This window comes from Simplicispira sp., assembly GCF_028687295.1.
GTDB classification, from domain to species: domain Bacteria; phylum Pseudomonadota; class Gammaproteobacteria; order Burkholderiales; family Burkholderiaceae_C; genus Simplicispira; species Simplicispira metamorpha.
Genome location: NZ_JAQUAL010000117.1, coordinates 1 through 10291, shown reverse-complemented (window position 1 = coordinate 10291; position 10291 = coordinate 1). Strand labels below are relative to the sequence as shown.

Below are 10291 nucleotides of genomic sequence, written 5' to 3'. Positions count from 1 at the left end.
GCCTTCGGGCCTGCCGCGCCGCTGCTGGCAGGCCGCCAGATGGGCAGCGATTTCAGCCGCCAGGACGGCTGGAGCATGTACCACGGCCAGGCGGTGCCGGGTTTTCCGGTGCACCCGCACCGGGGCTTTGAAACCGTGACACTGGTGCGCCAGGGCCTGATTGATCACTCTGACTCGCTGGGCGCGGCAGCGCGCTTTGGTGGCGGTGATGTGCAATGGATCACGGCGGGCAAAGGCTTGCAGCATTCCGAGATGTTCCCGCTGCTCGATGCCAGCGCGCCCAATCCGCTGGAGCTGTTCCAGGTCTGGCTGAACCTGCCTGCGCGCAACAAGATGGCCACGCCGCACTTCACCATGTTCTGGAACGAGCGCATTCCGCGCCTCATCCACCACGACGACCAGGGCCGCACCACCACCGTCACCGTGGTGGCGGGCGCCCTGCCGGGCACGGCGGCCCCGCTGGCGCCGCCGCCCGAGTCGTGGGCTGCGCAGCCCGATGCCGATGTGGCCATCTGGACGCTGCACCTGGCGCCCGGCGCCACCTGGACGCTGCCCGCTGCCCAGGCGGGCACGCGGCGCATGCTGTATTACTTTGTCGGCGACGGCCTGCGCCTGGGACTGCACGACGTGCCCGGTCACGCGGCGCTGGAGGTGGATGCCCGCCAAGACTGGCTGCTGACCAACACCGGCACCCAAGCCGTCGAATGCCTGGTGCTGCAAGGCCGCCCGATGGCCGAGCCGGTAGCGCAGTACGGCCCATTCGTGATGAACACGCAGCAGGAAATCATGCAGGCCATGCAAGACTACCGCCGCACACAGTTTGGCGGCTGGCCCTGGCCTGCCAGCGACCCGGTACACGGCCCACAGGCGCGCCGCTTTGCCCGCTACCCCGGCCAGGATCACGAAGTATTGCCGCCCGACGCCACGGCGTAAAATTCATGCCAAATCAGCCGCAAACGCTTACAGAGCAAGCGCAAGTAGCTATGATTTTTATCAGCCCCACCCCCTCTACGCAAGAGAAAGCACCGCATGAACATCACCGCCGATACCGCCGTCACGCTGAGCTACACCGTTACCAGCCTGGCAGGCAAGCCGCTGGACGCGGGCAGCCTGGCCTATTTGCACGGTGGCTACGACAACATCTTCCCCAAGGTCGAGGCAGCGCTGGACGGCCAGGCCGTGGGCTTTGCCACCACGCTGGAGCTGCCCGCTGCCGATGCCTTTGGTGAGCGCGATGAATCGCTGGTGCGCACCATCCCCAAGGCCGAGTTTCCGCCCGGCGTGAAGGTGGGTGGGCAACTGCAAGGTCTGGGCCCGGATGGCCAGCCGCAGGTGTTCAATGTGGTCAAGATCAAGGGCCCCGAGGTGCATCTGGACGGCAACCACCCGCTGGCCGGGCAGGCACTGAAGTTCAGCTGCAAGGTGACCGAGGTGCGCGCGGCCAGCGCCGAAGAAATTGTCCACCGCCATGTGCATGGCGCCCACGGCCACCAGCATTGAGCGACTGAATCGCTGGGCAACGGCACAGGGGCGGCGCCAGCCCGCCCCTCAGGTGCCCAGCAAGGCGGCCACCTCGTCGTCATCGACCGGGCCAAAGTAGCTGTAGCACTGGCCCACCGACCGAAAGGGCTCGGGCGTCTCCAGGCACACCACTTCGTCGGCCAGCAACTGGACTTTGCGCAGGGCCGCGTGGGCAGCCACCGGCACGGCGCACACCAGCCACAGCGGCCGGTGCGAACGCACCGCGTGCAACGCGGCCACCATGGTGGCGCCTGTGGCCAAGCCGTCATCCACCACGATGGTGGTGCGCCCCGCAGGGCTGATGGGCGCACGCAGGCGCGTGTACTGGCTGCGCCGGGTGTGGATGGTGCGCATCTGGGTGCGGGTTTCAGCGGCCAGGTAGTCGGCATCGGCGCCGTGCGAGGCGGCGCTGGGGTCGATGTAAGTCCAGCCGCTTTCATCGACGGCGCCGACGGCCAGCTCGGGCTGCAAGGGCGCACGCAGCTTGCGCGCCAGCACCACGTCAAACTCGCCGCCCAACTGGTCGGCCAGCAGTTTTCCCATGGGCACGCCGCCGCGCGGAATGGCCAGCACCAGCGGGTTGCGGCCCTGAAAAGCACTGAGCCGCTGGCACAGGCGCTGGGCGGCTTCTTCTCGATCACGGAACATGGCGAACCTTTGCAAGAGGGGTCAAGGGGGAGCGGGCGCTCCATCGCGCAGCGCGTGCGGCTGGAGCACATCCACCTTGAACGTGGGCTCGTAGGGTGGCACGTTGCACTCGATGATGTCGGACGGCGCCACGTCGAGGCGCACGCCCAGCACATCGGCATGCACAGGCAATCGGGCCACGCCCCGATCCACCAGAACGGCACAGCGAATCTGTGCGGGCTGCCAGCGGGCCAGGTACTCGACCACGCGCAGCAGGGAGTGCCCGGTGTAGAGCACATCGTCCACCACCAGCAAGGTGTGGCCTGCCAATGCCAGGTCGGCGTGCCGGGGCTCTTCGGTCAGCCGGGTTTCCGGGTACAACAGGGTCAAATCATCGGCATAGCGCTTGACCGAAAGGTCCAGGCGCAGCGGTATGGCCAGGCCATGGCGCTGCACCATCAGCGCAGTCAGCCGATCGGCCAGCGGTGCGCCACGGCGCAGCACCCCAATCACGGCCACCGGGGTACAACTGCCTGCCAGGCCACTGGCCAGTTGGCGCGCCATGGTGTTCATGACTGCGCCCAGTTGGGGGGTATCGTAGAGACAGGTGCGAACGCCTGGGGGTGCGGTCATGGTGAGACTCTCCAGTCTGGCGCAGGGGGCGGTGGGCAGGCGTCACGCTTGCGGCGCGGGCTCATCTGCGCTGCGTACCAGCAGCACGGGCACCGGGGCCACGCGCAGAACCTGCTCGGCATCGCTGCCCAGCAGCAGGCGGCTCACACCACGGCGACCGTGGGTACCCAGCACGATGAGGTCGGCAGGCCAGCTGCGAACCTGCTCCAGCACGGCATCGGCCAGACGCCGACCCGGGGCTTCATCCAGCACCACGTCGGCAGCAATGCCTTGGTCGATGGCCTGCGCCCGGGCCTGGTTGAGCAGCTCCTGGCCCGCCTCGTGCAGCACGGCAAAAATGTCCGTCGCCACCGGCGCGTAGGAGCCCAGAGCCAGCGCCGCCGAGAGCTCATCGGTCACGTGCAGCAAGCGCAACTGGCCACCGCTCAAACGCGCCAGCGCAATGGCTTGCTGCAAACCTTGCAAGGCGGTGGCGCTGCCGTCAACAGGAACAAGAATACGCTGGTACATATGGGCTCTCCTGGGTGCGGTGGTTTGGCTGGTGGGTACAAATGCCGGTGTTGTTGCGCGCCGGCCTCAGTGCCGGCGCAGCAGCGCCTGGCGCAGCAGGCGCGCGGCACGGTCACGGATATGCAAGGGGCTGTGGCCCGGTTGCGGCGGTTGCACGCGGGTGGCGCTGCAAGCGGCCAGAAAGTCGTGCAGGATGGCTGTGTCATCCAACGCGTTGTGGCCCTGGCGGTGGAATTCGGGGTGCCACTGAGTGGCGGCGATGTAGCCGCGCCCGGGGCCCGGACGGCGGCGAATGGCCTCGGGCACCACATCGGGGTGGCTGTAGGCCTCGATCTCAAAGTCCGGCGCCAGGCGTTTGATGCCCTGGTGGTGGATGCTGTTGACGCGCACGCGCCGCTGGCCCGGGTACAGCTGCGCCAGGCGCGAGCCGGGCACAAACTCCACCTGGTGGAAGTTCTGGTCGTAGGTGCTGGCGTTGCGGTGCTGCAAGGCGCCGGGGCGTTGGGTTTCGATGTCCTGGTAGAGCGTGCCGCCAAAGGCCACGTTGATCAGTTGCAGGCCCCGGCAGATGCCAAAAATGGGCTTGCCCGCCTGGGCAAACGCCTCGACCACGGCCAGGTCGTAGAGGTCACGCACGCGGTCGCCCTCCCACGCCTGGCGCAAAGGCGCCTCGCCATAACTGCCGGGCCAGACATCGGCGCCGCCGTGCATGACCACGCCATCGAGCCAGTCAGCGTAGTGCGCCAGCGTGACATCGCCGCGCGCTGTCTCGCCCGTGGGGCAAGGCACCATCACCACCATGGCACCGGCGGACATGATCCAGTGGGCCACCGATTGCTCGATGTACTGCAAGGTTTTGCCCGTGAACAGGGAACGCGACGGATCAGCGTGCGAGAAGCAGGCAGAAAGCCCGATTTTGAGGCGGCGTGAGGCTGGCATGCCCTGGTTGTAGCACCTGCGCCTGCGCGGGCCTGTAGGAGGGCACCGCAGACGCTGGAGCCGCCAGCGCAGTGGGGGGCGGGTGGCAACAATTGACATGCATCAAGCCTGTACCGCCCGCTGTCTGCACGATACCCGGCACTGGTTTACAGTGTTCGTGTCGGTACGATGCCGATCCATAGCTACAAAAGGAGCCCAACATGCAAGTTCAGGTACACACCAACGACCACATTCAAGGCGGCGAGTCGCTGGCACTCTGGATTCAGGAAGAAGCAGCAGCCCGGCTGGCACGCTTTCGCGAGCACATCACCCGTGTGGAAGTGTTCCTGACCGACGTGGACGCAGGCAAGTCAGGGGTTAACGACAAGCGCTGCCGCCTGGAAGCACGCCCCGCCGGGCACCAGCCGATCACCGTAACGGCCGATGCCGACAAGGTGGCCAGCGCTTTCACCAGCGCCGCCGACAAGCTGATCCGCGCACTGGACGCTGACCTGGGCCGCATCAAGGACAAGAACGCCCGCGAAACCATTCGCACCCTGGAGGAATGAGCCCCCCGCCCCGCGCTGGCCAATGCCGCAGCGGGGCTTGATTAGCTCACTTTTCAGGAGCTGCAAGCGCTTGTACAGCAAGCCTTGCAGCTCTTTTTTATGCCTCTTTTAGCCATGACCCACACCCACGATACCGAGCAGCGGCTGGCCGACCTGGAAATCAAAGCCAGTTTCAATGAAGACCTGCTGGACCAACTGAACCTGACCATTTACCGCCAGCAGCAGCACATCGACTGGCTGCTGCAAGAGGTGCGCCGCCTGGGCCAGCAGCAGCCCGAGGGCGGCGGCGCTGCACCGCGCAGCCTGCGCGATGAGCTGCCGCCGCACTACTGACAGCGCGCAGTGCAGGCGCGGCGGCGGCGCCCACACTGCGGGGCTCAGTGCGCCGTGTCAGGCAACGCTGAGGGCACCGGCCTGGGTCAGCCGCTCGGGCACCAGCAGCAGGCTCATTTCTGCCTGGCCCATGATGCCCAGCTCCTCGGCGGTCAGTGCAATGGTCTTGCCACTGGCCATGGCCGCCTTGGCAATGGAGGCAGATTTCTCGTAGCCGATGAGGGGGTTGAGCGCCGTCACCAGCGTGATCGACTCGGCCATGCGCTGGGCCAGCAGCGGGTGGTTGGCCTCAATGCCTTCGACGCAGTTGACCTGCAAGGTCTGGCAAGCGCGCGCCAGGTGCGTCAGGCTTTGGTGCAGCGCCCAGCCCATCAGCGGCTCAAAGGCGTTGAGCTGCAACTGGCCGCCTTCCGAGGCCATGGTGATGGCCACGTCGTTGCCAATCACCTCAAAGCACACCTGGTTCATCACCTCCGGAATCACCGGGTTGACCTTGCCCGGCATGATGGACGAGCCCGCCTGGCGCGCAGGCAGTTTGATGTCGCCCACACCGGCCTGCGGGCCCGACGAGAGCAGGCGCAGGTCGTTGCTGATCTTGGACAGTTTGGTGGCGATGCGTTTCAGAATGCCCGAAATATCGACAAAAGCGCCGGTATCGGACGTGGCCGCAATCATGTCGGCGGCGGGCGTGACGGGTACGCCCGAGAGGCGCGCCAGCTCGGGGATGACCACATCGACATAGCCCACGGGGGCATTGATACCGGTGCCAATGGCGGTGCCGCCCAGGTTCACTTCGGTCATCAGGTGGGCCGACTCGCGCAGGCGCGCTTCGTCGGCGGCAATCATGCTGGCAAAGGCGGTGAACTCCTGGCCCAGCGTCATCGGCACGGCGTCTTGTAGTTGTGTGCGGCCGATTTTGAGGACGGGAGCGAATTCACGCGCCTTGGCTTCAAACGCACCGCGCAGGCTGGCCAGGGCGTCCAGCAGCGCCTGGATTTCGAACCAGGTGGCCAGCTTGAGCGCGGTGGGATAGGCGTCGTTGGTGCTTTGCGAGGCGTTGACGTGGTCGTTGGGGTGAACAACGTCGTAGCGGCCTTTGGGCAATCCCAGGTGCTCTAGTGCACGGTTGGCGATCACCTCATTGGCGTTCATGTTCGTGGAGGTGCCAGCGCCGCCCTGAATGACATCGACCACAAACTGGTCGTGCAGCTGCCCGGCGATCAGGTCGTCACAGGCTTGGGCAATGGCGTGGGCTTGGGTGGGGTTGATGGCGCCGAGCTGCAAGTTGGCGTGGGCAGCGGCTTTTTTGACGAGGGCAAAGGCACGGATGAGTTGGGGCATGTGGGCCACGGTGCGGCCGGTGATGGGAAAGTTCTCCACCGCACGGGCGGTGTGAACCCCCCAGTAGGCTGCGGGAGGGATGGTCTTGACTCCGATGAAGTCGCTTTCTTGGCGCATGAAACAGTCTCAGTAAGGTGACAAAAAACGGATGGCACCCGCCCGAACCGGCCCGGCGCCACCAGTGCAAAAGCCCTGCCGAAGGGAACTGGAAAACCAGTCCCCGAAAGCAGGGCTCCGGGGCAGATTATGTCCCGCTGCGGCATGGCCCCCATACTGATCGGCATAACCATAGCGACTCCCGTGTCGCCCACCTTGCACTCAATCCTGGCAGAGCAGCCCCTGTACCGGGCGGACGCTGCGCTCGGCGGCACCATCCAAAGTGAAGGCGTTGGCCATGTGCGCCAGGTGGGTGGCCTGGTCTTGCAGGCTGACTGCTGCTGCGGCGGCCTGTTCCACCAGTGCAGTGTTTTGCTGGGTACCGTCTTCCATGTGGACGATGGCCTGGTTGATCTGCTCAATGTCGTGGATTTGCTCGCTGCTGGCCTGGCTGATCTCGGCCATGATGCCGGTGACGCGCTGCACATTGGCCACGATCTCCTGCATGGTCTGGCCCGCCTCCTGCACCAGCGCGCCACCACTTTGCGCCTTGTTGACCGAATCGTTGACCAGCGCACTGATCTCCCGTGCCGCAGCTGAGGAGCGCTGCGCCAGGTTGCGCACCTCGCTGGCCACCACGGCAAAGCCGCGTCCCTGCTCGCCCGCGCGCGCCGCTTCCACGGCTGCGTTGAGCGCCAGGATGTTGGTCTGGAACGCGATGGAGTCAATCACGCCATTGATGTCGGCAATCTTGCGCGACGACTGGTTGATCTCATCCATCATCGTCACCACGCCCGACACCACGGCGCCACCCTTGAGTGCCACCTGCGATGCCGACTGGGCCTGGTGGTTGGCCTGGGCCGCACTGTCGGCATTGCGCCGAACGGTCTGGGTGAGCTTGTCCACCGAGGCCACTGTATTGCCCAGCGCGTGGGCTTGCTGCTCGGTGCGCGCCGACAGGTCGCGGTTGCCCGAGGCGATTTCAGAGGTGGCGGTTTCCACCGACCTGCTGGTGTCGCGTATCTGGTGCAGCACGGTGGCAATGTTGTCGGCAAAACGGTTATAGGCCTGGGCGATCTGGGTGAGTTCGTCCGACCCCGATGCCTCCAGGCGGTGCGTGAAATTACCCTCTCCAGCCGCGGTGATGGCCAGACGCAGGCCCTGCAACCGCGCCAGCGCCCGGCTGATAGCGAAGTACAGCAGGGCGGCAGCCACCAGTGCAATGACCACCGATGACAACACCGAGGTCGTGAGCATCGTGCCCAGACCAGCGGTGACTTCGGCATGGTCGATGACGAGTGCCAGGCGCCAATCCGAGCCTGGCACCACGTGGGAGTACACCATGGCGGCGCGCCCACTGAAATCCAGGGTGGGTACTTCTGTGGTGCGGGTGGGCTCCAGCAGCGGCAGCGACAAATCGGGGTGAATGGCCGTGATCGGCTTGAGCGTCAAATCCCGGTCGGGGTGTGCAATCACCGTGCCGGTGCCGCTGACCAGAAAAGCAAAGCTGTGGGGCGTGGGCCGGATGGCACCAATCGCGGTAATGACCGCCTCCAGCATGACGTCACCGGCCACCACGGCCTGCACCTGGCCAGGGCTGCCGACCAAATCAGAAAACGTGATGATCAGCTTGCCCGTGCTGGCACCGATGAACGGCTGGGTAATCGCCGCCCCGCCTGCTCGCACCGCCCCCTTGTACCAGGCGCGCTGGGTGGGGTCGTAATCGGCAGCGCGCGCCCGGTTTTCAGAAAAAACAAAATGCTTGTCTGGAAAACCCATGTAGGCCTGATCGAATTGCGCCGCCTGCACCGCAGTTTGCAGCATGGGCACCGGATTGTCAGAGGTCACATGGGGCTTGAGTGACGCCACCACACGTTGCTTGGCCTGCAGCCACTGGCCTAGCGCAGTGCTGTGGGCACGCACCAGCGCGGCAGACTGGCTGTTGATCATGTCCATACTGCTGCTGCGGGTCATCAGCAAATTGGTGGTAGCAACGATCACCATCGCCAACATAACGATGCCAACGCACAGTGCCACCATGCGTGTTCGGAGAGAGGAAAACATAGGCAGATGTGGCAACGCCCTGTTGAAGGGGTGCAAAGTGCAGTGGACCGAGGCAAGAATGCCGTTTTATCGCACTACTCCACCCTGTGCGCGGCAAAAGATGGAGTAGTTCACAAAGTCCGCTTGTCAGCGGGGTAATACCGCTCAGTGTGCAGCGGCGCTGGCTGCGCCCACGCCCGTTTGGGCACGAACGTACTGGTCGTCAAAGGCGGCACGCTCCATCCGGGCTTGTTCACTGTTGTCCAGCTTGGAGAACACGTAAATGCAAAGGAAGGCCAGCGGCATGGCAAACAGCGCTGGCTGGGTGTACGGGAACAGCGGTGCTGCGTTGCCCAGCACATCCACCCACACCGACTTGGAGAACACCACGAACAGCACCGAGCTGATCAGGCCGGTATAGCCGCCCACCAGCGCGCCGCGCGTGGTCAGGCCGCGCCAGTACATGGACATCAGCAACACTGGAAAGTTGGCGCAGGAGGCCACGCCAAAAGCCAGCGCCACCATGAAAGCCACGTTCATCTTCTCGAAGGCCACACCCAACAGCACCGCCACCACGCCCAGACCCAGCGTGGCCATCTTGGATACACGGATCTCCTTTTCTTCGGACACATTGCCTTTCATGATGACGCGCGCATACAGGTCGTGCGAAATGGCCGATGCACCCGCCAGGGCCAGACCCGCCACCACGGCCAGGATGGTGGCAAAAGCCACCGCCGACAAAAAGCCCAGCAGCAAATTGCCGCCTGCGGCCTTGGCCAGGTGCAGCGCCACCATGTTGCCGCCGCCAATCAGCTTGCCAGCGACGTCGCCGCCCTCAAAGAACTGCGGGTCGGTGCCCACCAGCACAATGGAGCACAGGCCCATGAAGGCAATCACGTGGAAGAAGAAGGCGATGATGCCGGAGGCATAAAACACCGACTTGCGCGCTTCTTTGGCATTGGTCACGGTAAAAAAGCGCATCAGGATGTGCGGCAGTCCGGCAATGCCGAACATCAGGCCCAGGCCCATCGAAATGGCCGTCACCGGATCTGCCAGCAGGCTGCCCGAGGCCAGCAGATTGGGGCCCAGCTTGTGCACTTCCATGGCGCGGTTGGTCAGGGTCTCGAAGCTGAAGCCAAACTGGCTGAACGCCAGCAGCATGATGGCGGTGCCGCCCGTCAGCAGCATGCACGCCTTGATGATCTGCACCCAGGTGGTGGCGACCATGCCGCCAAAGATGACGTACACCATCATCAGCACACCGACGATGACCAGGGCCACGTTGTATTCCAGCCCGAACAGCAGCTTGATGAGTTGCCCGGCACCCACCATTTGCGCCACCAGGTAAAAGCACACCACCACCAGCGAACTGATCGCGGCCATGGTGCGCACCTGCCCCTGGTTGAGGCGGTAGGCGGTGATATCGGCAAAGGTGAACTTGCCCAGATTGCGCAGGCGCTCGGCCATCAGGAACAGGATGATGGGCCAGCCGACGAAGAACGCGACCATGTAGATATAGCCATCCACGCCTTGGCCGTAGATCATGGCCGTCAGCCCCAGCAGCGTGGCGGCAGACATGAAGTCGCCGGCAATGGCCAGGCCGTTTTGCTTGCCGCTGATGCCGCCACCGGCGGTATAGAAGTCCGATGCCGACTTGGAGCGGCCCGCCGCCCAGTAGGTGATGCCCAGCGTCATCAGCA

General features: G+C 64.8%; 11 protein-coding genes. 4 read left to right on the top strand and 7 right to left on the bottom strand.

Going from position 1 to position 10291, the window contains the following annotated elements:
* Together PHX69_RS12270 and PHX69_RS12265 are read left to right on the top strand one after the other, a co-directional pair.
* The coding region (locus PHX69_RS12270) for a pirin family protein (protein ID WP_288044000.1) at window positions 1-933 on the top strand (933 nt) is incomplete at its 5' end.
* 96 nt (window positions 934-1029) lie between these two features.
* Complete coding sequence (locus tag PHX69_RS12265) at window positions 1030-1500, top strand: FKBP-type peptidyl-prolyl cis-trans isomerase (protein WP_288043998.1); 471 nt, start codon at window positions 1030-1032, stop codon at window positions 1498-1500.
* 48 nt (window positions 1501-1548) lie between these two features.
* Here the strand turns inward: PHX69_RS12265 and PHX69_RS12260 are convergent, their stop codons facing one another.
* From PHX69_RS12260 to PHX69_RS12245, 4 genes are all read right to left on the bottom strand, one after another.
* A complete protein-coding gene (locus PHX69_RS12260; protein WP_288043997.1) occupies window positions 1549-2169 on the bottom strand; it encodes a phosphoribosyltransferase in 621 nt (206 codons plus the stop codon).
* 21 nt (window positions 2170-2190) lie between these two features.
* Complete coding sequence (locus PHX69_RS12255) at window positions 2191-2781, bottom strand: phosphoribosyltransferase domain-containing protein (RefSeq protein ID WP_288043996.1); 591 nt, start codon at window positions 2779-2781, stop codon at window positions 2191-2193.
* A 42-nt stretch (window positions 2782-2823) separates the two neighbouring features.
* Window positions 2824-3291, bottom strand: coding sequence for a universal stress protein (locus PHX69_RS12250; protein ID WP_119013205.1), 468 nt, complete (start codon window positions 3289-3291; stop codon window positions 2824-2826).
* A gap of 66 nt (window positions 3292-3357) precedes the next feature.
* Entirely contained in the window at window positions 3358-4230 is an 873-nt protein-coding gene (locus tag PHX69_RS12245) for a gamma-glutamyl-gamma-aminobutyrate hydrolase family protein (RefSeq protein ID WP_119013206.1), read from the bottom strand.
* A gap of 200 nt (window positions 4231-4430) precedes the next feature.
* Here PHX69_RS12245 and PHX69_RS12240 point away from each other — a divergent pair, with 200 nt between their 5' ends.
* Together PHX69_RS12240 and PHX69_RS12235 are read left to right on the top strand one after the other, a co-directional pair.
* Window positions 4431-4778, top strand: coding sequence for an HPF/RaiA family ribosome-associated protein (locus tag PHX69_RS12240; RefSeq protein WP_119013207.1), 348 nt, complete (start codon window positions 4431-4433; stop codon window positions 4776-4778).
* Between the two features lie 114 nt (window positions 4779-4892).
* Window positions 4893-5111 carry a SlyX family protein gene (locus tag PHX69_RS12235; RefSeq protein WP_119013208.1) on the top strand — a complete coding sequence of 73 codons (219 nt, stop codon included), beginning with the start codon at window positions 4893-4895 and terminating at the stop codon, window positions 5109-5111.
* Window positions 5112-5168: 57 nt separating this feature from the next.
* Here PHX69_RS12235 and PHX69_RS12230 read toward each other — a convergent pair whose 3' ends face one another.
* From PHX69_RS12230 to PHX69_RS12220, 3 genes are all read right to left on the bottom strand, one after another.
* Window positions 5169-6569, bottom strand: coding sequence for an aspartate ammonia-lyase (locus PHX69_RS12230; protein ID WP_288043993.1), 1401 nt, complete (start codon window positions 6567-6569; stop codon window positions 5169-5171).
* Between the two features lie 201 nt (window positions 6570-6770).
* Window positions 6771-8612, bottom strand: coding sequence for a methyl-accepting chemotaxis protein (locus PHX69_RS12225; protein WP_288043991.1), 1842 nt, complete (start codon window positions 8610-8612; stop codon window positions 6771-6773).
* Window positions 8613-8756: 144 nt separating this feature from the next.
* A complete protein-coding gene (locus PHX69_RS12220) occupies window positions 8757-10286 on the bottom strand; it encodes a cation acetate symporter (protein ID WP_288044002.1) in 1530 nt (509 codons plus the stop codon).
* Window positions 10287-10291: the final 5 nt, after the last annotated feature.

Excerpts from the sequence above, each read along its gene's own strand:
- PHX69_RS12245 (WP_119013206.1), bottom strand. The coding sequence starts at position 4,230 with ATGCCAGCCTCACGCCGCCTCAAAATCGGGCTTTCTGCCTGCTTCTCG.
- PHX69_RS12250 (WP_119013205.1), bottom strand. The coding sequence starts at position 3,291 with ATGTACCAGCGTATTCTTGTTCCTGTTGACGGCAGCGCCACCGCCTTG.
- PHX69_RS12260 (WP_288043997.1), bottom strand. The coding sequence starts at position 2,169 with ATGTTCCGTGATCGAGAAGAAGCCGCCCAGCGCCTGTGCCAGCGGCTC.
- PHX69_RS12265 (WP_288043998.1), top strand. The coding sequence starts at position 1,030 with ATGAACATCACCGCCGATACCGCCGTCACGCTGAGCTACACCGTTACC.
- PHX69_RS12220 (WP_288044002.1), bottom strand. The coding sequence starts at position 10,286 with ATGACGCTGGGCATCACCTACTGGGCGGCGGGCCGCTCCAAGTCGGCA.
- PHX69_RS12225 (WP_288043991.1), bottom strand. The coding sequence starts at position 8,612 with ATGTTTTCCTCTCTCCGAACACGCATGGTGGCACTGTGCGTTGGCATC.
- PHX69_RS12230 (WP_288043993.1), bottom strand. The coding sequence starts at position 6,569 with ATGCGCCAAGAAAGCGACTTCATCGGAGTCAAGACCATCCCTCCCGCA.
- PHX69_RS12255 (WP_288043996.1), bottom strand. The coding sequence starts at position 2,781 with ATGACCGCACCCCCAGGCGTTCGCACCTGTCTCTACGATACCCCCCAA.
- PHX69_RS12235 (WP_119013208.1), top strand. The coding sequence starts at position 4,893 with ATGACCCACACCCACGATACCGAGCAGCGGCTGGCCGACCTGGAAATC.
- PHX69_RS12240 (WP_119013207.1), top strand. The coding sequence starts at position 4,431 with ATGCAAGTTCAGGTACACACCAACGACCACATTCAAGGCGGCGAGTCG.